We start from the raw sequence: 22,794 nt of genomic DNA, 5'->3' as shown, positions 1-22,794 counted from the left end.
GAGCCTCCACATTGGTTCTGGGGCGCGCTCAGGCAGGTGGCGATGACTTCTTCGGCGACGTTCGAACAGGCGTGGGAACTGGGCGACCAGGTGCCCGGCTGGTTGACAGTTGACCAGGCGACGATGTTGTGGACAGCGGCACTGCGGCTCGGCCCCGGCGCGAAGATCGTCGAGATCGGCAGCCACCAGGGCCGATCCACGACCGTGCTGGGCATCGCGGCCCGGTCGGTCGGGGCGACGGTGGTCGCGGTCGACCCGTTCGTCGAGGGCAAGCTGTTCGGCGGCACGCCCACGCGGACCCGGTTCGAGAAGAACGTCGCCCGCGCGGGCCTGACGGACGTCGTGCGGCTCGAAGCCGAGTACAGCACGGTGTTGCGCAAGCGCTGGGACGAGCGCATCGACCTGCTCTACATCGACGGCAAGCACGACTACTGGACCTACACCGACGACATGCTGTGGTCGTCGAACCTCGTGCCCAACGGCGAGATCCTGGTGCACGACGCGTTCTCGTCGATCGGGGTCACCAGCGGCATTCTGGTGAAGGTGTTGTGCGGCAAGCGGTACGTCTACGTGGACCGGGCGGGCTCGTTGGCGCGCTTCCGTTTGGCGCAACCGAGCTGGGCCGACCGCAGGCGCGTGCTCGCCGAGATGCCCTGGTTCCTGCGCAACGTGTTCATCAAGGTGCTGCTGCGGCTACGGCTGCGGCCGGTGGCGAGGATGTTCGGCCACTCCAGCCCGTACGACCCGTACTAGAGGGCCTGTTCGTTCGCCGCGAGCCGGTCCAGCATGATCAGGTGGAGGTCCCGGATCACGTCGTCGATCTCCTCGATCGCGGTGACCAGCCGGTCGTCCGCCGGGCCTCCCCGCAGGATGCTGCGCGCGCTCGCCACGCTCAACCCGGCGGCGAACAGCTTCTTCGACAGACCCGCGATCAGGTCGTCGGCGGGTGAGCCAGCGGCGGGGCCGGACACGCCGAGGCGGCTCGCGATCGCCCGTCCCGCCGAGCCCGCGTGCCGCTCCATCCTGCGCAGGTCGAGCTCCTGCGGCCGGTGGGCGTACCGGAAGTGGGTCGAGATCATGCCGACCAGGCGGCCGGAGGGAGCGACCAGCGGTGTGGACTGCACGGCGCGGAAACCCGCCGCCGCCGCGACCTCGCGGTGTGGAGTGAACCCGAGGTCCTCGTCGACGTCGGGAATGACGATCTGCGCGCGTTTCGTGGCGGCGCGGCCGCACGCGGAGTTGTCGTCCTGCACCACCGCGAAGTGATCGATGAACCGGTCGCCGAACCCGGACTGCGTCACGATGCGCAGCGCGCCCGTCACGGGGTTCAGCAGCTGGACGTTCCCGAAGTCGGCTCCGGTCAGCGACAGCGCGTCGTCCAGCAGCCGCGGCAACAGGGCGGTGAGCGGTGCGTCGCCCCTGCGCAGGCCCGGCGGATCCGCGATGCCGTGGTACGCCGCCTGAGCCTGTTCGAGCAGCTCCGGCAGGTTCTGGCTCCGGTTCATCGGCATCACCCGTCTCACCGCGGCGTTCGCGACCAGTGTTGCACCAGCGGCGAGCCGCAGGAACCTCTATTGAGGTCGGCAGGCCGGCGGCTGACAGAGCATCGTGCTCAGGGCCTGCGCGAAGATGTCGCTGATGCCGGCGGGGTCGACGGTCGTGAACGCCCGGCCGCCGGTCGCGTCGGCGATCCGCGTCAGCTCGTCGACGTCGACGTCCGGCCCCATGCCGATCGCGATGACGGGCAGCGGCCGGCGCTTGTCCTGGAGCTTGCCCAGCTCCTCCAGCAGCTCTTTCTGGCTGATGGAGTCGGGGTCCTCGTTGCGGCCGTCGGTCATGATCGCGACGATGTTGATGCGGCCGAGCTCCCAGTTCTTCCTGGCCTCGCGGTAGGCGGCCAGGGTGGAGTCGTAGAGGCCGGTGGACCCGTTGGCCGTCGCGCGGGTCGCCCGGATCTCCTTGATCGCGTTGCCGTTCGCGAGATGGTCCTTGACCGAGGCGAACGGGATGATCTCCTTGTAGTCCTTGTCCCCGTCGAGCCTGGTGGAGAACTTCCAGAGCCCGACCTGCGTGCCGGGCTTGAACAGCCCCAGTCCGCGTTCGGCCGCGGCGACGGCGAGCGTCATCCGGGTGGTGCCGGTCCTGGGCACGATCTGGTTCATCGAGCCGGACACGTCCAGCACGCCCAGCACCCGCGCGGTGAGCGTGAGCCCCGCCCAGATGCGCAGCGTCTCGTCGACGTTGTTCTGGTCGAGGCCGGTGGCCTTGTCGTCGGGCGCGCGCAGCCCGAACCCGCTCACGCTCGTGTCGGATCGGAAGCGTGCCAGGAACTTCTCCGCGCCGGCGCGTTCCTGCTCCCCCGCGTCCGGCAGCACGACGTACGGGAAGTCCAGCGGTGGCACGGCTTGTTCCGCGGCGACCGCCGTCAGCCTGGTGGCGCCGGGCGTGGAGTTGTGCCGTTCCAACGCCTGCTCCGAGGTCGGGAAGACGTCGAGGTTCTTCTTGAACAGGTCGTCGGCCTGCTCGGCGTAGTCGCCGGACACCGGGCGGATCGAGGCGACCGCGGCGGCGATCGGGTCCTTCTCGCCGCTGGTGAAGCCGCGCATGGCGAGCAACGCCGACAGGCTGGCCGGGTCCTTCGCCGGGTCGGCGATACCGCCGACGGCCTTCGTCCCGGGCCCGATGAGCTCCCGCCAGTTCTTGCCCTTGGCCGGGTCCTTGACGGCGAGCACGACCGGCGACTGCGCGACCGAGATGCCCGCCTCCGGCACCCGCCACGCCCCGGCGTCACGCGCCTGCCGCAACCACATCGTCGACTCGGGCACCCACACCGACGGCGATCCCGTGCCGCCGACGAGCTTGGTCATGGTGTCGCGCGCGGGTTCGGCGTTGACCTCGACCCGGTAGCAGTCGCCGTTGGGCACACCGGCGGCCTCGCTGAGCGCCGGGGCGACAGCGGGCGCAGCGGTGATCCGGACCGTCACCGGGTTCGTGCACCGCGGCGCGTTGAGCCGGTCGATGATCACCGTGCCGCCGATCCAGCCCGCTATCGACAACACGAGCAGCACCGAAAGCCCGACGGCGGGCGCCGTCACCCGCCGTGGTCGCACCATGGCGGACACCATAGACAACGGGGACCGCTACATCCAGAACTCGCCGGTTCAGGTCTCGAATGCCAGGTCCACCGCCGCCCGCGCGTGTTCGACCGTCGTGTCGAGCACGGGAACCGGACTGTCGCCGTCCTGGACGAGCAAGCCGAACTCCGTGCAGCCGAGCACGACGACCTCCGCGCCTCTCGCCGCCAGATCCGCCATGGCGGCCTTGAACTTCTCGCGGGTGGCGGGCCGGAACTCGCCCTTCGCGAGTTCCTCGTACAGCGCGTTGTGCACGTTGTCCGCGTGCTCGCCCTCTGCGGTGAGGACCTTCAGGCCGTAGCGCTTCTGCAGGCGGCCCACGAAGTAGTCGCCGGTCATCGTGTAGCGACTGCCCAGCAGGCCGACCGTGCCGAAGCCCCGTTCCTGGATCGCGCGCGCGGTCGCGTCGACGATGTGCAGGAACGGGAGGTCGACCGAGCGCTCGATGTGTTCGTCCGCGGTGTGAACGGTGTTGCAGGCCAACAGGAAGAAGTCCGCGCCCGCCGCCTTGAGCTTGTTCGCCTCCGCCGCCAGCAGGTCGCCGACCCCGTCCCAGCGGCCTTCGCGCTGGTGGCGTTCGACCTCCTCGAAGTCGGTCTGCGCCAGCACGAGTTTCGCGCTGTGCAGACCGCCCAGGCGCGCCGAGACGAGCTCGTTGATGACGCGGTAGTAGACGATCGAGCTGGGCCAGGCGAGACCTCCGACGATCCCGATGGTTCTCATCCGAGTGCTCCCCTGAAGTGGCTGTTCAGGAGGCTAGCGACGCGTTGACCCATGCGTCCAATACAGTTTCGGAGCACTTCCGATACGTCAGTGAATGAGCTGGCGCGACGCTTGGTGCAGCTCGTCCAGGTGCGCCAAGCTGCCCAGCACCGCGTCCGTGTCCCCCACGAAGTCGATCAGGCACGCCACCTCGTCCACCCCGATCTCCCGAAGCGTCTCCAACGTCCGCAGCCCGTCCTCCACCGTGCCGAACAACCCGCCGGTGTCGAAGTACCGGTCAAAGGACCGCGCCACCAGGAACTCGACGTCCTCGGGATCCATGTCCTCGGGGTTCACCCCGGGCAGCAGGTCCCCGGACGCCCGCGCGATCAGGCTGATCGAGCTGCGCAGGTAGTCGCTGAACGGCTTGCGCACGATCTCCCGCACCTCGTCCCGCGAGGTGCCCAGGAACGTGTGCAGCATCAACGCGACATGGCCGGAGCCGGCCACGCCGTGCGAACCGGCAGCGAAAGCCTCGCGGTACAACGAGATCTTCTTCCCGAGGTCCTCCAGGTCCTGCCCCAGCAGGTGGGTCAGCACCCCTGCCCCGAGCTCACCGGCCTGCCGGAACGTGTCCGGCGTGCCCGCACTCGTCAGCCACACCGGCAGCTCCGCCTGCACGGGTGCGGGGAAGATCCCCACCTGCACCGGGTCCCCGGCACCGTCGACGGCGTCGATCTTCGAGCCACGCCACAGCGACCGCACGGTCTGCATGGTCTCGACGAGAACTTCCTTGCGGCGCGGGTAGTTCTCGGGGCGCAGCGAGAAGTCCACGGCGTGCCAGCCCGAGGCGAAGGACAGGCCGACCCGGCCGCGCGAGAGATTGTCCACAACGGACCACTCCTCGGCGATCCGCAGCGGGTGGTGCAGCGGGGCGACGATGCTGCCCGCCCTGATCGCCACGCGTTCGGTCACGGCGGCCACGGCGGCGCCGGTGACCGACGGGTTCGGGTACTGGCCGCCGAACGAGTGGAAGTGCCGCTCCGGCGTCCACACCGACGCGAAGCCGTGGGTGTCGGCGAACCGCGCACCTTCGATCAGGAGCCGGTACCGGTCGCCCGTGCGGGCGCCGTCGTCGGCGAAGTAGAACAGTCCGAAGTCCATGCCGATCCCCTCGAGGAAAAGGGGGCCCTGCCGGCGCGGCAGGACCCCGGCCAACTAGCAGACGACCTTCACCTGGAAGACGTCCAGGTCGGTCAGGATGCTGACCTTCACGTTGCGCAGGCGGTCCGACCAGCCGACCGCCGACCACTCCTGCCACAGCGGCACGACCGGCATGTCCTGCACCAGCAGGCGTTCTGCCTCCCGGTACAGCTCCAGCGCCGCCTCCTTCGAAGGCGCCCGGTCCGCCCTGTCCATCGCGGCGTCGAACGCGGGGTTCGAGTAGCCGTAGTCGTTCGAGGACGCACCCGTCCGGTACAGCGGGGACAGGAAGTTCTCGATCGACGGGTAGTCGGCCCGCCAGTCCGAGCGGTACGCGCCGGTGATCGTGCGGCCCACGATCGCCTGCCGGAACTCGCGGAACGACATCGTCTCCCTGGTCTCGCACCCGATCCCGAGCGTGGCCGTGACCTGCTGGCACACCGGGCCCATCCACGTCCTGGCGCCGGACTCGATGTTGGTGTGCAGCTGCAGCGGGCCCTGGAAACCGGACTTCGTCAGGTGCTCCCGCGCCTTCTCCGGGTTGTACGTGCAGAGCTCACCGCACTGGCCGGGCTGATAGCCCTCCAGACCGGGGATGGTGAAGCCGTCAGCCGGCTTCTGGCCTCCACCGACCACCTTGATCAGCTGGGTCCGGTCGATCGCCATCGACACGGCCTTGCGCAGGTCCGGGCTGTCGTAGCCGGGCAGGTAGCTCGGGAACGCCAGGTTCTGCATCAGCAGGAAGTTGCGGTCGGTGTACCGGCCGGGCAGGTCCTTCTTGTACTGACCGCTGGTGATCTTCTCGTACGGCATGGCCTCCATGAAGTCCATCTCGCCGCGCACGAGCGCGTCGTAGGCCACGGAGGTGTTCGCGTACACGGTGTAGCGCAGGTCCTTGATCCGCGGCTTCTCCACGCCCTTGTAGTCGCGGTACGCGGTCAGCAGCTGGTGTCCGTTGGGCACCGCCTCCTTGAACTTGTACGGCCCGTTGCCCACAGGATGCTTGAGCCACGCGGCCGGATCGCGGAAGAACGAGTCGGGCAACGGGTAGAACGCCCAGTAGCCCACCATCGTCGGGAAGATCGAGAGCGGTGCGGACAGGGTGACCTGGAACTCGTGGTCGTTGATGACCTTCAGTCCGGACATCCTGTTCGTGACCGGCTCCCCTGAAGCCGGGTTGAGATCCCCGTAGCCCTCGATCTTGTCCATGAAAGTGTTGTTGCGCAGCTTGTTCGGTCCGTACGCCACGTGGTTCCAGGCGTCGACGAAGTTGCGCGCCTTGACCTTCGTGCCGTCGTGGAACCGCCATCCACCGTGGATCTTGATCCTGAACACCTTCGAGTCGGTCGTGGTGATCGACTTGGCCATCGCGTTGTACGGCGCGGCGTCCTCAAGTCGATACCCGACCAGGCCGGTGAACATCATGCTGATCAGCCGGCCGCCTCCCCATTCGTTGGTGTCTCCCGGCAGCAGTGGCCTGAAGGGCTCGGTGTTGAACATCCGGATGGTCGTGTTCTGGATGCCACCGTGCCGGTCCGCCACCGCCGCGGTCGGCCCGACGAGCGAAGACGCGACCAGCACGGTGCCGGCCAGCGTCAACAGCTTCTTGCCGATCTTCATCAATCCCCCTTGTTCACTCCAACCGCAACGCGCCGCACACCAAGGGTGAGCAGCACTCCCGCCGCGAGAGCCGCGACGGGAAGCAGGTAGGAAAACCGCAGCGCGTCGGCAAAGCCTTCGCGGAACTCCTGCGGCACCACGTCTTCGAGCAGTCCGGGATCCACCCCCTCCGCGGAGAGCCGGGACTGCAGCAAGGCACCCACCGCGGCGCTGCCGAGCAGGCTGCCGCACAGGCGGGTGGTGTTGAACAAACCCGACGCCGCACCGGACACCGACTGGTCGATGTCCCGCATCGCGATGATCGCCGCCGGGGACCCGCCGACCCCCATGCCGAAGCCGAGCAGCACCAGGCCGGGCAACAGGTGCCACCACACGCCGTCCGCCCGCACCGCGAACGCGATCCCCGCCACCCCCGCGGCGAACAACGCGAATCCCGCCATCAGCACGGGCTTTCCGCCGTAGCGGTCGATCATGCTGCCGGACTTCGGCGCGACGAACGCGGAGATCAGCGGCGCGATCGCCACCGTCAGCCCGGCGTCGCGTGCGCTCATCCCCAGGACCGACTGCAGGTGCAGCAACGTGAGGAACAGCATCGCGCCCAGCCCGAGTGGCAGCGCGGCGACCACGACCGCCATGAGCGAGAAGTTCCGGTCGCGCACGATCACGAAGGGCAGCAACGGTTCCCGGTCCTGCCGGCCGCGTTCGACAACCACGAACAACGCCAGCACGACCACACCGCCGAGCAGCGCCACCGGGATCAAGCCGCCCCACTGGTGCCGTTCGCCCTCGATCAGCGCGTAGGTCAACAGGAACAGGCCGAGCGTCACCAGCGCCGTGCCGAGCAGATCCAGCCTGCGCCGGCCATTGCCGGAGTGGCCGGGCAGCCAGGCCGCTCCGAGCACCGCCGCGGCAATGCCGAGCGGGATGTTCAGGAAGAAGATCCACCGCCAGCCCAGCGAGTCGACCAGCAACCCGCCCACCGTCGGCCCGACCGCGGCACCGAGCCCGCCGACCGCACCCCACACTCCGAACGCCGCGCCGCGCTTCTCCTCGGGGAACACCCTGGTGAGCAACGACAACGTCTGCGGGACGAGCAACGCCGCCCCGACGCCCTGTGCCACGCGCGCCCAGATCAGCTGGTCCGGTGTCTGCGCGAGGCCGCACAACACCGACGCGGCGGTGAAGGCGCTGACCCCGAGCACGAACATCCGGCGCTGCCCGAACAGGTCCCCGAGCCGGCCGCCGGTCACCAGCAGCACGGCGAACGCGAGCACGTAGGAGTTGATCACCCAGAGCACCGAGTCGAGCGAGGCGTCGAGGTCACGGGCGAGGGTGGGGATGGCGACGTTGACGACCGTGGTGTCCAGCAGCGTCATCACCTGGCCCAGGACCAGCGCCACCAGCACCAGCCACGGGTTGCGGCTCACCGCTGCTCCATCTGCTCGACCAGGCTCCGCGGCCGCATGTCGACCCAGTTCTCCTCGATGTGGTCGACGCACGCCTGCCGGTTGTCCGGCCCGTGCTGGATCGTCCACCCGGCCGGCACCTCGATGTGCTCCGGCCACAGGGAGTACTGGCCCTCGTCGTTGATCAGGACGAGGTAGGTGCCGTCGGCGTTCTCGAACGGGTTGCTCATGGGACTCTCCGTGCGGTTGCGGTGCCGACGACCTTGGCGATCTCGGCGATGGGTGCGGGCTGGGTCATCGCGCCGTGGGCGCAGTCGAGCTGGTGCACGTCGATCTCGCCGATCACGTGCGGCGCCCACAGGCCGGGCGACGGGCTTCCGGTGGCGGCGAAGAACAGGACGTCGCCGCGGAACTCGCGGGGTGTGGCGGCGTTCATCAGGCGGGCGTTCGCCTTGAACGTCTCCGCCATCGCGTCGACCTGCTCAGGCGTGAACCCGGTGAGCTCGCTCCGGTCTGCGAGTCCGAGCGAGGTGAGCATGGCGTCCTCGTCCGGTTCGTCCGTGCGCACCGGGTAGGCGTCGAGCAACGTCAGCAGTGCGACCTCTTGGCCTTGTTCCTGCAGCAACGCCGCCATCTCGTGCGCGACGACGCCGCCGAACGACCAGCCGAGCAGGTGGTACGGGCCGTGCGGCTGCACCTCGCGGATGCGGGCGACGTAGTCCGCCGCCATCTCGGCCAGTGATGCCGGTGCCTCCGCCGTGAGTCCCTTGGCCTGCAACGCGTACACCGGCCGGTCGAGACCGCGCAGCAGTCCGGAGTAGACCCAGCCGACGCCGGCCGCCGGGTGCACGCAGAACAACGGTTCCCCCGTGCCGTCGGCTCGCAGCGGCAACAGCACGTCGAAAGAGTCGCGCTCGTCGTCGTGCCCGAGCCGGTGCGCGAGCCCCGCGACCGTGGGCGCCTCGAACAACGTCCGGATGCCCAGCCTGACGCCGAAAGCGGTCTGGATGCGGCCGAGGAGTTTCGCGGCCAGGATCGAGTGGCCGCCGAGGTCGAAGAACCCGTCGTCGATGCCGACCGCGGGCACGTCCAGTTCTTCGGCGAACAGCTCGGCCAGTATCTGCTCGGCCGGGTTGCGCGGCGCTCTCCTGGCTCCTGCGGAGAAGTCCGGCGCGGGCAGGGCCTTCCTGTCGAGCTTTCCGTTCGGTGTCAACGGCAGTGCGTCGACTCTGACGACGAACGGGACCATGTGCGAGGGCAGTGTCTGCGCGAGAACACTTCTCTCGACGTCCACTGTGGACACGACGTACGCGACGAGTCGGTTGTCGATCGCGAGCACCGCGGCCTGGGTGACGCCCGGCTGGGCCAGCAGCACGGCCTCGACCTCGCCCGGTTCGATCCGGAAACCGCGGACCTTCACCTGCTGGTCGGACCGGCCGACGAACTCCAGGTTGCCGTCCTGGCGCCATCTGACGACGTCGCCGGTGCGGTACATCCGACCTGCTCCGAACGGGTTCGCGACGAACCGTTGCGCGGTCAGGCCCGGCCGGCCGAGGTAGCCCCGCGCCACGCCGTCGCCCGTGATGTAGAGCTCGCCCGGCACGCCGACCGGCACCGGTCTCAACCGTTCGTCCAGCACGTAGGTCCTGGTGCCCGGCATCGGCCTGCCCATCGGCGGGTGGTCGCGGCCTTGCAGCGGATCGCTCATCGCCGACACGACCGTGGTCTCGGTGAGGCCGTAGACCTGCATCATCGTGCGGCCTTCCGACCAGCGGGCGACGAGGTCCGCGCTGCACGCCTCGCCACCAACCACGAACCCTTGCAGGCTCGGCAGTTCCCGTTGCGGCATCGACGCGAGCATCGACGCCACGAGGTCGGTGTGCGTCACGGCGTTGTCCTCGATCAGGTCGCCGAGGTCGTCGCCCGCCAGCTGCCGCTCCGGCCCCGGCACGACCAGCGCGGCGCCGGCGAGCAGGGTCAGCGCGATGTCCGCGAGCGAGACGTCGAAGCTGATCGACACGGCGAGCAGGAACCGGCTGGTCTCGCTCATTCCGAGACGTTCGACGTGGGTCCTGGCCATCGTGACGATGCCGGCGTGCGAGACCTGGACGCCCTTCGGCGTGCCGGTCGAGCCCGAGGTGTAGATGACATAGGCGGTGTTGGCCGGGTCGATGTGGACGTCCGGGTCGGTGTCGGGGCCGTCGGCTTCTGCGCTGGTGAGCACGATCGCGGGTTGTGCGTCGTTCAGCATCAGGTCGATGCGTTCGGCCGGGTAACCGGCGTCGATCGGCAGGTAGGCGGCACCGGTCTTCAGCACCGCCAGCCACGCCACGATCAGGTCGGCCGAGCGCGGCAACTTGAGCGCTACCAAGCGTTCCGGACCCGCACCCTGACTGATCAGCTGGTGCGCCAACCGGTTCGCCCTGACGTTGAGCTCGGCGTAGGTGAGCCGGGTGTCCTCGAACATGACCGCGATCGCGTCCGGGGTCCGGCGGACCTGCTCCTCGATCAGCCTCGGCAGGATCTGCGCCGGTCCTTCAGTCGCAGCGCCACTGCCCGCTTCGAACAACTGCGCGCGTTCGGCGTCCGAGAGCAGGTCGATCTTCGAGATCGGCTGCTCGGGTGCGTCCGCGACGCCCTCCAGCAGTCGCTGCAGCCACCCCGTCAGCCGCTCGACCGTCGTCCGGTCGAACAGGTCCTGGCTGAACGTGACCTCGGCCAGCAGGCCGTCGGCGTGCTCGGCGAAGCTGAACTCCAGGTCGAACCGCGACGGGTGGACGCCGGTCTCCAGCGACTCCGCCCGCACGTCCGGCAGGTCCAGCGTCGGTTCGGCGCTCTCCTGCAACGCCAGGACGACCTGGAACAACGGTGGCCTCGCTGCCGTCCGCACCGGCCGCAGCTCCTCCACCAGCCGTTCGAACGGCAGGTCGGCGTTGGCGTAGGCGGCCAGGTCGGTCTCCCTGATCCTGGCGAGGAGCTCCGTGAACACCGGGTCGCCCGACGTGTCGGCGCGCAGCACCAGCGTGTTCACGAAGAACCCGACCACGTCGTCCAGCGCGGCGTCGGTGCGGGCGGCGACCGGGCTGCCGATCGGTACGTCGGTGCCGGCGCCCAGCCTGGTGAACAGGGTTGCGAGCGCAGCGTGCAGCACCATGAACAACGTCGTGTCGTGCTGCCTTGCCAACCTGACCAGGCGAACCCGCAGGTCCGCGGAGAGCGGCAGCGTGACCAGGTCACCACGCCCGCTCGGCACCGCGGGCCGGGGCCGGTCGAACGGCAGCGCCAGCTCGTCGGGCAACCCGGCCAGCGCGGTCTTCCAGCAGCCGAGCTGCCCGTCCACATCGGACGTCTCGTGCTGCCACAGCGTGTAGTCCACGTACTGCACGGGCAGCGGCGCGAAGTCCGGCGCCCGGCCGGCGATTCGCGCCCGGTAGGCGAGTTCGAGGTCACGGGTCAGCGGCGTCATCGAGGCGCCGTCGAACGCGATGTGGTGCAGCACGATCAGCAACACCCCGTCGGCGAACAGCGTGGCCCTGACCGGCAGGTCGGACGTGAGGTCGAACCCGCGGGCAGCAGACGCCATGTCGGACGGGCCGTCCACCAGGGACAGCATCGGCCCTTCCGGCAGCACGACCTGGATGGGGCCGTCGCCGGTCTGCGGGAAGATCGTGCGCAACGACTCGTGCCGCTGCACCACGTCGTCGAACGCCGCGACCAGCGCCTCCTGATCGACGCTTCCGGTGAGCTTGAGCGCGATCGCCACGTTGTAGGCCGCGTCGGCGTCGAGCATCTGGTTGAGAATCCACAGCCGGTGCTGGGCGAAGGACAACGGCACCCGTTCCGGACGGGGCATCGGCACCAGCGGGTGCACGGCCCGGCCCGCGGTCCGCACCCGCTGCGCGAGCCCCGCCACCGTGGGGTGCTCGAACACCGCCCGCACCGGCAGCTCGACCCGCAGCGCCGTGCGAACGCGGTTGACCAGCCGCGTCGCGAGCAGCGAGTGCCCGCCGAGGTCGAAGAAGTTGTCGTCCACGCCGATGGTCTCGAGCCCGAGCGTGGCGGCGAACAACCCGGCCAGGATCTCCTCCTGCGGCGTGCGCGGCCCCCTGCTGGACGTGCCGGCGAACTCCGGTGCCGGCAGAGCTTTGCGGTCGAGCTTCCCGTTGGGAGTCAACGGCAACACGTCGAGCGGCACGATCGCGGCCGGCACCAGGTAGTCCGGCAGTGTCCGCGCCATCTCACCGCGCAACGCCGCCGGGTCGGCCGTGCCGGTCACATAACCGACCAGCAGCCGCACGCCCGGCGTGTCCTCGCGAACGATCACCGCAGCCCCGGTAACTCCGTGTTGTGCCAACAGCACCGCCTCGACCTCACCGAGTTCCACCCGGAACCCGCGGATCTTGACCTGCTGGTCCACCCGGCCGAGGAACTCCAGGTTGCCGTCCGCACGCCACCGCACCAGGTCGCCGGTGCGGTACATCCGGCCCCCTCCGTACGGGCAGGCCACGAACCGTTGCGCGGTCAGCCCCGGCCGGTCCAGGTAGCCCCGCGCGAGGCCGTCACCGGACAGGTACAGCTCCCCCGGCACGCCGACGGGAACCGGCCGCAGGTCGCTGTCGAGGACGAACGTGCGGGTGTTCCACACCGGGCGGCCCATCGGCGGGGTCTCGTTGCCGGACAACGGGTCGCTCATCACCGCGACCACGGTCGACTCGGTCGGCCCGTAGACCTGCATCATCGTGCGGCCGGGCGAGAAGCGTTCGACCAGGTCGGCCGTGCAGGCCTCGCCGCCGACCACGAAGCCTCGCAGGGTCGGGAGATCCCGTTCCGGCATCGACGCGAGCATCGCGGCGACCAGGTCGGTGTGCGTGACCGCGTGGGTGTCGATCAGGTCCGCGAGCTCGTCGCCCGCGAGCTTGACCTCCGGTGGTGGCACGACCAGCGTGGCTCCCGAGGTCAGGACCATCGCGATGTCCGCCAGCGAGACGTCGAAGCTGATCGACACCGCGAGGAGGAAGCGGGAGCCGGGGCCGAGGCCCAGGCGGTCGATGTGGACGCCGGCCACTCCCGCGATGCCTGAGTGGGTGACGACAACGCCCTTGGGGGTGCCGGTCGAGCCCGACGTGTAGATGACGTAGGCAGCGGACGTGAGGGGGACTTCGACGCCGGGATCGGTGTCCGGGAAGTCCCTGGTGGCTGGGCTGGAGTCGGCGTCATGTCCGGCGTCCGACATCTCCAGCTCTGAGCCGGCCTCCATGACGCTCTCGAAGGTGAGCACCACGCCATCCGTCGAACCCAGGTTCAGCCTTTCTTCAGTTTGCACTGAAGCTACTGTGAGCACCGGCTGAGCGTCCTCGATCATGAACGCGATGCGCTCCGCCGGGTACTCCACATCGATCGGCACATACGCGGCACCGGTCTTCAACACCGCCAGCCAAGCCACGATCAGGTCGGCCGAGCGCGGCATCGCCAGCGCCACCCGCCGCTCCGGCCCAGCCCCCGCCGCGATCAGCCGATGCGCCAACCGGTTCGCCCGAGCATCAAGCTCGGCGTACGTCAGCGAGACATCCCCGAACACCACCGCGACCGCATCCGGTGTCCTGGCCGCCTGCTCGCGCACCAGCACCGGCAGCGGCGCCCGGCGCAGCGAGCGAGCCGTGTCGTTGAACCCGGTGAGCAGCTGCGCGGTCTCGGCAGCGCTCATGAAGTCGAGCGCACCGATCCGGACGGAAGCATCGGCCACCGCAGCGGCGAGAACCCCGTGCAGCCACCCCGCAATTCGCTCCACAGTGGACCGGTCAAACAGCTCCGCGCTGTACTCCAGCCCACCGCTGATGCCGTCGGGTTCCTCCACCAGGTCGAACGCGAGGTCGAACTTCGCGACGTCGGTGTCCCGCACCTCGACCCGGCCCACCGCCGAGCCGAACGTGATCTCCTGCTCCAGGGTGTCCTGGAACGCGAGCAGCACCTGGAACAGCGGGTGCCGCGAGAGCGACCTGGCCGGCTGCAACTGTTCCACGAGGCGTTCGAACGGCAGGTCGGGATGCGCGTACGCGGCCAGGCCCGTCTCCCGGACCTTTGCCAGCAGAGCAGCGAACGTCGGGTCGCCCGAGGTGTCGGTCCGCAGCACCACGGTGTTCACGAAGAACCCCACGACGTCGTCCAGCACCTCGTCCGACCGGGCGGCCACCGGGCTGCCGATCGGGATGTCGGTGCCGGCGCCGAGCCGGGTGAGCAGCGTCGCGATCGCGGCCTGCAGCACCATGAACACCGTCACGCCATTAGATGCGGCCAACGCACGGATCCCCTGGTACAGCGACGGTTCGATCCTCAGGTCGACGCGGCCGCCGCGGAACTCCGACACCACCGGGCGAGGACGGTCGACCGGCAGGGGCAGTTCCTCGGGCAAGCCAGCCAAGGCCGATGCCCAGAAGCCCAGCTGCTGGCTGAACAACGACTTCGGATCCGACTCCGAGCCGAGCAGATCACGTTGCCACACCGCATAGTCCGCGTACTGGACGGGCAGCGGCGTCCAGGACGGCGCCCGGCCCGCCATCCGTGCCGAGTAGGCCTCTGTGAGGTCGCGGACCATCGGCGCGGTCGAGCGGCCATCACCCGCGATGTGGTGGTGCAGCAGCACGAGTTCGTACTCATCGGGACCGAGTTCGACCAAACGGCAGCGCAGCGGCGGCTCGATCGTGAGATCGAAGTCCTCCTCAGAGTCCGCCGACAGGAGTTCCGGTGTCCAGGAAGAAAGAATGTGCTGGTACGGGCCGTTCGGCCCCTCCGGGAAGACGGTCCGCAGCACCTCGTGCCGGCCGACCAGATCGCCCAAAGCAGCGGTCAGCGCGGCACGGTCGAGCGGGCCGGACAACCGCAGCGTCAGCGGGATGTTGTAGATCCCCTTGGCCTCCTCGATCTGGTTGAGGAGCCACATCCGTTGCTGCGCGTAGGAAAGCGGGATCTCCGGAGGCCTGATACCGGCGACCAGCGGCGGGCGCGCCTCGTCCGCGCTGCCGAGCACTGCGGCCAGACCCGCGACGGTCGGCGTTTCGAAGAGGTGGCGGATCTTGAGCTCCGCGCCGAACACCGCACGGGTGCGGCTGATCAGCCGGATCGCCAGCAGAGAGTGGCCGCCCAGCCGGAAGAAGTCGTCGTCGACTCCGACCACCGGCACGTCGAGCACCTCGGCGAACAGGGAGCAGAGCAGCTCCTCGACGGGGTTGCGCGCGGCCCGCACGGTCCGGACAGCGGTCCAGTCCGGTTCGGGCAGCGCCTTGCGGTCGAGCTTTCCGTTGGGGGTCAACGGCATCGCGTCGAGCACCACGAACACCGACGGCACCATGTACTCGGGCAACGTCGCCGCGGCGTGCTCGCGCAGCCCCGCCGCTCCCCCGGTCACGTAGCCGACCAGGGCGTTGTCGCGCACCACGACCACGGCCTGCCGCACCGCCGGGTGCGCGGTCAGAACGGCCTCGATCTCGCCCAGCTCGATCCGGTGACCACGCACCTTGACCTGGAAGTCGACCCGGCCCAGGTACTCCAGTTCACCGTCGGCACCCCACCGCGCGAGGTCGCCGGTGCGGTACATCCGCCCAGGCCCGAACGGGTTCGCGACGAACCTCTCGGCGGTCAGCGACGGACGGCGGTGATAGCCACGCGCCAACCCGAGTCCGGCGATGTACAGCTCGCCGGGCACACCGGGCGGCACCGGCTGCAGCGCCGCGTCGAGCACGTAGACGTCCGTGTTCCAGATCGGCTTGCCGATGGCGGGCGCACCAGGCCGTCCCTCGAGCGGGTGTGTCGTGGACCAGATCGTGGTCTCGGTCGGCCCGTACATGTTCGTCACGCCGGCAGACAGCGCCCGCATCGAGTCCGCGAGAGCAGGCGGCAGCGCCTCGCCGCCGACCAGCATCCGCAGACCGCGCACACCCTCGGGCTCAGCGGCGATCAACGCCTGCCACAGCGAAGGCGTGGCTTGCAGGACCGTGCCACCGGTGTCGGCGATCAGCCGCACGAGCGCCGCCGGGTCGGTGACGGTGTCCTTGTCCGCCACCACGATCGCGGCGCCGGACAGCAACGGCAGGAACATCTCCAGCGCCGCGATGTCGAACGCGATGGTGGTCACCGCGATCCACCGGTCGTGAGCGGCCAGAGGCACCGTCTCCGCCATCGACGCGAGGAAGTTGAGCAGAGTCGCGCGAGGAATGACCACGCCCTTGGGCCGGCCCGTGGAGCCGGAGGTGTAGATCACGTAGGCGGGAGAATCATCCGCCACGACGACGCCGGGATTGGAACCGAGCGAGTGCCCGGTGGCTGCGACCACGTCGGGGTCTGTGTCGGCGGCGACCGGCGGCAGTTCGCGCAGCGTCAGCAGCGGCGACGCGTCGTCGAGCATGTAGTCGACGCGCTCGGCCGGGTAGTCCGGGTCGAGCGGCAGGTACGCCGCGCCGGACTTCAGCACCCCGAGCAACGCCACCACGAGGTCTGCCGATCGCGGCATCGCCAGCGCGACATAACGTTCCGGCCCGGCGCCCAGACCGATCAGGTGGTGCGCAAGCTGGTTCGCCCGCGTGTTCAGCTCGTCGTACGTCAGCACCACGTCCCCGCACGACACCGCGACCACGTCCGGCGTCCGTGCGACCTGCTCCTCGAACAAGGAGACCACCGACCCGGCGGGTACTTCACGACCAGTGTCGTTCCACTCCCGCAACACCAGCGAACGTTCAGCCGGCTCCAGCACGTCGAGCGTCCCAACAGGACGATCAGGATCAGCCGCGGCCGCTGCCAGCAACCGCACGACCCGGGAAGCCAGGCTCGCAGCGGTGGAGTGGTCGAACAGATCGGCGGCGTACTCCAGTCGTCCGTCGATGCCGGAGGTGTTCTCCGTGAAGTAGCAGAGCAGGTCGAACTTCGCGACGCCCAGCTCGTCGTCCTCGCGCCGCACCTCCAGCCCCGGCAGGTCGAACGACACCGGCGGGGTGTTCTGCAGCACCAGCATCGTCTGGAACAACGGGTGCCGCGCCAGCGACCGGCTCGGGTTCAGGATCTCGACCAGCCGCTCGAACGGCAGGTCCGCGTGGGCGTAGGCGGTGAGGTTGGTCTGCCGCACGCGTGCCAGCAGTGAGGCGAACGTCGGGTCGCCCGAGGTGTCCGTGCGCAGCACCAGGGTGTTGAGGAAGCAGCCGACCAGGTCGTCGAGCGCCTCGTCGGTGCGGCCGGCGACCGGGGTGCCGATCGGGATGTCGGTGCCCGCGCCGAGGCGGGTGAACGTCGCGGCGAACGCGGCCTGCAGCACCATGAAGACGCTGACCTGGTGACGGCGGGCCAGCGAGCGGATCTGCTCGTGCAACTCCGGGTCGAGCGAGAACTCGACCAGGCCGCCGGTGTAGCTGGCAGAGGCGGGGCGAGGCCGGTCGGTGGGCAGCGCCAGCTCTTCGGGCAGCCCGGCCAGCGCCTGCCGCCAGTGCTCCACCTGTGCGGCGATCGGGCTCGCCGGGTCGGACTCGGTGCCGAGCACATCTCGTTGCCACAGCGTGTAGTCCGCGTACTGCACCGGCAGCGGCGCCCACGAAGGTGCCTCGCCGAGCAATCGAGCGGCGTAGGCGGTGGAGAGATCACGGCCGAGCGGCGCGAGCGACCAGCCGTCGCCCGCGATGTGGTGCAGGACGATCATCAGCAGGTGGTCGCCGTCGTCCAGGCGGTCGAGATGCGCCCGGATCGGCGGTTCGGAGGCCAGGTCGAAGCCGCGGCGCGCGTCCGGCGGACCGAGGTGCAGCGGCACGTCCACCGCCGGCAGCACCACCTGGTGCGGCAGACCATCACGTTCGACGAAGACCGTGCGCAACGACTCGTGCCGGTCGGCCAGGTCGATCAGCGCCGCCCGCAACGCCGGCACGTCCAGCTCGCCGGAAAGCCGCAGCACCAGCGGCAGGTTGTAGGTGCCGCCGGGGCCTTCCAGCCGATCCATGAACCACAGCCGTTGCTGGGTGTACGAGACCGGCAGGTGCTCCGGCCGCTCGACGACGGTGACCCGTTGCCGCGCACCACCGGCAGTGGTGAGGCGCAGAGCCAACGCGGCCGGAGTCGGCGCGTCGAACAGGGTGCGAAGATCGACCTCCACGCCGAACACCGTGCGCAGCCGGGCGATCAGCCTCATCGCGAGCAACGAGTGCCCGCCGAGGTCGAAGAACCGGTCCTCCACCCCGACCGAAGGCACGTCCAGCACCTCCGCGAAGAGCCCCACGAGCAGCTCTTCTGCCGGAGTGCGGGCCGTGCGGCTGTCCGTCACCACGGCCTCGGGTGCCGGCAACGCCTTGCGGTCGACCTTTCCGCTGGGGGTCAACGGGAACGCGTCCAGCACGACGAACGCGCCGGGCACCATGTACTCGGGCAACGTCTCGGCCAGGTGCGCGCGGAAGTCCGCGGTCTCACCGGCGACATAACCGATCAGGCGGTCGTCGTCGACGACCACGAGCGCCTGCCGCACGGCCGGGTGCGATGCGAGGCGGGCCTCGATCTCGCCCAGTTCGATCCGGAAGCCGCGCACCTTGACCTGGGTGTCGGTGCGCCCCAGGTACGTGACGGTGCCGTCGGCGTTCCACCGCGCCAGGTCGCCGGACCGGTACATGCGGCCAGGCCCGAACGGGTTGGCCACGAACCGTTCGGCGGTGAGCGCGGGCTGCCCGAGGTAACCGCGGGCGAGCTGTACACCGGCGAGGTACAGCTCGCCCGCGACCCCGGCTGGAACCGGGTTGAGGTCCCGGTCCAGCACGTAGAGCTGCGTGTTCGACACCGGCCGCCCGATCGGCACCTCGATGTCGGCGAACCCACGCGGCACCTCGAAGTAGCTGACCTCCACCGCGGCCTCGGTCGGCCCGTAGAGGTTGTGCAGCGGCACGTCCAAAGTGGACTCGAAGCGCCGCACCAGGTCGCCGGGCAGCGCCTCGCCGGCCGCCAGCACCCGGCGCAGGCAGGTGCACCCGGCCGCGGTGGGCTCCTCCAGGAAGACCCGCAGCATCGACGGCACGAAGTTGACCTCGGTGACCCCCTGCTCCTGGATCAACGCGGCCAGGTACGCCGGGTCGCGGTGACCCCCGGGTCGCGCCAGCACGACACGTGCGCCGACGATCAACGGCCCGAAGAACTCCGGCACCGACACGTCGAAGCTGGTCGGTGTCTTCTGCAGCACGCGCTCGCTGGCGTCCAGGCCGTACTCGGACTGCGACCACAGCAACCGGTTCACGATCGCCCGGTGCGACACCACCACACCCTTGGGCCGCCCGGTAGAACCGGACGTGTAGATCACGTAAGCGGCACTGTCCGGCGACGTGGTCAGCTCAGGGGCGTGCGAGGGCTGGCTGGTCACGTCCGGAAGTTCCGCCAACGCCAGCACCGCACCGGCGTCCCCGAGCATGTAGTGGATGCGGTCGGTCGGGTGGTCGTGGTCGATCGGCAGGTACGCCGCACCCGCCTTCAGCACCGCGACCAGCGCGACCACGAGTTCCAACGAGCGGGGCAGCAGCACCGCGACGAACCGCTCGGGGCCGGCACCCTGCGCCAGCAGGTGGTGCGCGAGCCGGTTGGCCCACGCGTCCAGTTCCACGTAGGTCAGCGAGGTGCCTTCGAAGACGACCGCGGTGGCGTCCGGCGTGCGGGCCACCTGCTCGGCGAGCAGCCGGGTCAGCGTGACGTCGGGAACCTCGACCGCGGTGTCGTTCCACCGCACCAGCACGCGGTCGCGTTCGGCCGGGTCGAGCTGGTCGACGTGGTGGATCGGCTGGTCCGGGTCGGCGGCGATCGCGGCCAGCACGCGCAGCAACCGGTCCTCGATCTGGCCGGCCAGCGGGGTGCGGTGGCTGAGCCGCAACGTGAGCCGCTCCCCCGGCACCGCGATCAGGCCGAGCGGGTAGTGCACGGGGTACCGCATCTCGGTGCCGGCCACGGTGAGATCGCCGTGCGTCCGCACCTCGTCCGGGAAGTTCTCGAAGACGGTGAGCGTGTCGAACAGCTCGGTGGTGCCGGTCAACCGGTGCAGGTCGGCCAGCCCGAGGGTGGCGTGCTCGTTCGTCCTGAGCTGCTGCCGGTGCAGGTCCGCGCACAGCTCGGCCACCGTCGTGCCGGGCCGCAACGTGGCACGCACCGGGATCGTGTTGATGAACAACCCGACCATCGTCTCGACGCCGGGCAGGTCGGCCGGACGGCCGGACACCGTGGTGCCGAACACGACGTCGGAGCGCCCGGTGACCCCGCTGAGCACGAGCGCCCAGGCCACCTGCACCACCGTGTTCAGCGTGTAGCCACCGTCGAGGGCGCGCTGGGTCAACTGATCGGTCAGCTGCGAAGAAAGTTCAATGACGCGCTCACCCTGCACCTCTGAGCCGCCGACCAGGGTCGGCTCGTCGACGCCGTCGAGCACGTCGAGCCAGACCCGTTCCGCCTCGGCGCGGTCCTGCGCGCCGAGCCAGTTCAGGTAGTCCTGATAGGACGGTGGTTCGGCGAGCGACTCGCCCGCGTAGTGCGCCAGCAGCTCGTCCAGCAGCACCGGGGTCGACCAGCCGTCGAGCAGGATGTGGTGACAGGTGAGGACGAGCTGGTTGCCGCACAACAGGAAGCGCAGCAGCGGCGGGGCGGCCATGTCGAACGGCCGCCGCTCCTCGGCGCGCAGCTCGTCCAGATCACCGTCAGCCACCCGCCACGGAACGTCCACCGAGGACGACTCGAACCGCCCGTCGGCCCGGAACCCCCACCGCAGGTTCGGATGCCTGCGCAGCAGCCACTGGGCAGACTCGCGCAGTCGTTCCTCGGAGATCTCGCCGACGAGCTCCACGGTGAGCTGCGAGATGTAGACGTCAACGTCGTCGTACAAAGCGTGGAACAGCAGGCCTTCCGCCAGCGGCGCCAACGAGACGCCGGTGTCTGCGAGCACCTGCTCGACCACCGGGGTGGCGACGGACGCGAGCGCGCGGACCGTGCGGTGCGTGAAGACCAGCTCGGGGGTGAGCCGCAGCCCGGCCTGGCGCGCCCGGCTGACCAGCCGGATCGCACCGATGCTGTCGCCGCCCAACGCGAAGAAGTCGTCCTCGACACCGACCGAGGGCAGGCCGAGGATCGCGGCGAACGGTTCACTCAAAGCTTCTTCCACAGGCGTGCTCGCCGCGGCACCGGTGACCAGAACGCTCAGGTCGGGTTCGGGCAACGCACCCCGGTCCAGCTTTCCGGCCGGGGACAACGGGAACTCGTCCAGCACGACGAACAACGCCGGCACCATGTACTCGGGCAGCGTCACCGCGAGGTGTGCCCGCAGATCGTCCAGGTCGACCTCGCCGACGAGGTAGCCGACCAGGCGTTCGTCGCGCACCAGCACGGCGGCCTGGCGCACCGCGGGATGACGTTCCAGCGTGGCCTCGACCTCGCCGAGCTCGATCCGGAACCCACGCACCTTGACCTGGGTGTCGGTCCGGCCGAGGTAGACCACCGCGCCGTCCTCGCGCACCCGTGCCAGGTCACCGGTGCGGTACATGCGGCCAGGTCCGAACGGGTCGGCGACGAACCGTTCCGCGGTCAGCCCCGGCCGGTTGAGGTAGCCGTGCGCCAGCTGGTCGCCCGCGAGGTAGAGCTCACCGACCTCCGCCGGGTTCAGCTCGGCGTCCAGCACCCGCAGCCGCGTGTTCCACACCGCGTGCCCGATCGGCACCGCGCTCTCCGCGAAGCCCCGCTCGACCTCGAAGTAGCTGACCTCGACAGCGGCCTCGGTCGGCCCGTAGAGGTTGTGCAGCGGAACGTCCAAAACGGACTGGAACTGCGCGACCAGGTCACCGGTCAGCGCCTCGCCGGCGGCCAGCACGCGCCGTAGTCCGGTGCACCCTGCCGCGGTGGGCTCCTCCAGGAACGCGCGCAGCATCGACGGCACGAAGTTGACCTCGGTGACGCCCTGCTCCTGGATCAACGCGGCCAGGTACGCCGGGTCGCGGTGCCCACCGGGCTTCGCCACCACGATCGTCGCGCCCGTGATCAACGGCCCGAAGAACTCCGGCACCGACACGTCGAAGCTCGACGGCGTCTTCTGCAGCACCCGCTCACTGGCGTCGAGCCCGTAGTGGGCCTGCGACCACAGCAACCGGTTCACGATCGCGCGGTGTGGCACCACCACGCCCTTGGGCCGTCCGGTCGAACCGGACGTGTAGATCACGTAGGCGGGGTCGTCCGGGTCGACCGGCCGGACGCGGTCGGCATCGGTGATCGGCGCCGCGGAATACCCGGCCATCAGGTCGGTGGCATCGTCGAGCACCAGTCCGCTCACCGGCACAGTGCTGTGCGACAAGACCTGCACGGGCTGGGCGTCGGCGAGCATGAACTCGATGCGGTCGGCCGGGTAGTCCGGGTCGACCGGCAGGTACGCCGCTCCAGCCTTCACGACGGCGAGCAGCGCCACCACGAGTTCGACCGAACGGGGCAACGCCACCGCGACGACCCGGCCCGGCCCGGCGCCCTGCTCCAGCAGGAACCGGGCCAATCGGTTCGCGTCCGCGTGCAGCTGTGCATAGGTGACCTCGGCGCCCTCGAACACCACCGCCGTTGAGTCCGGAGTGGACAGTTCGGAAAGCTCAAGCAGCGCAACAAGGTCACGCTTCGCGCCCACGATCATGAACCCCCACCCCGTTGAATCCCAAGTCCGGCAAAGGGCCCCCGCGCCGCCGGTCTGATGAGCTAGCTTGGCTCGGACCGTT

The 22,794-nt window shown here is 69.7% G+C and carries 9 protein-coding genes; 1 reads left to right on the top strand and 8 read right to left on the bottom strand.

The features are described 5' to 3' along the window. Positions 1-42: 42 nt before the first annotated feature. Positions 43-753 carry a class I SAM-dependent methyltransferase gene (locus tag LFM09_RS06850; protein ID WP_414095425.1) on the top strand — a complete coding sequence of 237 codons (711 nt, stop codon included), beginning with the start codon at positions 43-45 and terminating at the stop codon, positions 751-753. On the opposite strand, the gene LFM09_RS06845 is transcribed toward LFM09_RS06850, so the two are convergent. From LFM09_RS06845 to LFM09_RS06810, 8 genes are all read right to left on the bottom strand, one after another. Further along, the gene (locus LFM09_RS06845) at positions 750-1,505 is read right to left on the bottom strand and encodes a GAF domain-containing protein (protein WP_414095424.1); all 756 of its coding nucleotides are present in this window, start codon (positions 1,503-1,505) and stop codon (positions 750-752) included. The two genes, LFM09_RS06850 and LFM09_RS06845, sit on opposite strands and share 4 nt — an antisense overlap. A gap of 66 nt (positions 1,506-1,571) precedes the next feature. Next, positions 1,572-3,113 (bottom strand): substrate-binding and VWA domain-containing protein, encoded by a 1,542-nt coding sequence (locus LFM09_RS06840; protein WP_414095423.1) that lies wholly within the window; start codon positions 3,111-3,113, stop codon positions 1,572-1,574. Between the two features lie 48 nt (positions 3,114-3,161). Then, on the bottom strand, positions 3,162-3,857 hold the full coding sequence (locus LFM09_RS06835) for an aspartate/glutamate racemase family protein (protein WP_414095422.1): 696 nt from the start codon (positions 3,855-3,857) through the stop codon (positions 3,162-3,164). Positions 3,858-3,944: 87 nt separating this feature from the next. Beyond that, positions 3,945-5,000, bottom strand: a complete 1,056-nt coding sequence (locus tag LFM09_RS06830; RefSeq protein ID WP_414095421.1) for an LLM class flavin-dependent oxidoreductase — start codon at positions 4,998-5,000, stop codon at positions 3,945-3,947. A gap of 54 nt (positions 5,001-5,054) precedes the next feature. Continuing rightward, a complete protein-coding gene (locus LFM09_RS06825) occupies positions 5,055-6,659 on the bottom strand; it encodes a peptide ABC transporter substrate-binding protein (RefSeq protein WP_414095420.1) in 1,605 nt (534 codons plus the stop codon). Continuing rightward, positions 6,659-8,086 (bottom strand): MFS transporter, encoded by a 1,428-nt coding sequence (locus LFM09_RS06820; RefSeq protein ID WP_414095419.1) that lies wholly within the window; start codon positions 8,084-8,086, stop codon positions 6,659-6,661. Before LFM09_RS06820 ends, LFM09_RS06825 begins: the two co-directional genes overlap by 1 nt. Then, positions 8,083-8,295 carry an MbtH family protein gene (locus LFM09_RS06815; protein WP_414095418.1) on the bottom strand — a complete coding sequence of 71 codons (213 nt, stop codon included), beginning with the start codon at positions 8,293-8,295 and terminating at the stop codon, positions 8,083-8,085. Before LFM09_RS06815 ends, LFM09_RS06820 begins: the two co-directional genes overlap by 4 nt. Next, positions 8,292-22,712 carry an amino acid adenylation domain-containing protein gene (locus tag LFM09_RS06810; RefSeq protein ID WP_414095417.1) on the bottom strand — a complete coding sequence of 4,807 codons (14,421 nt, stop codon included), beginning with the start codon at positions 22,710-22,712 and terminating at the stop codon, positions 8,292-8,294. Before LFM09_RS06810 ends, LFM09_RS06815 begins: the two co-directional genes overlap by 4 nt. Between the last annotated feature and the right edge of the window lie 82 nt (positions 22,713-22,794).

Origin of the sequence: Lentzea alba (assembly GCF_047445655.1) — a bacterium.
GTDB classification, from domain to species: Bacteria; Actinomycetota; Actinomycetes; order Mycobacteriales; family Pseudonocardiaceae; genus Lentzea; species Lentzea alba_A.
Note: the sequence above shows the minus strand (reverse complement) of the source record. Positions and strands in the feature narration are given on the sequence as shown.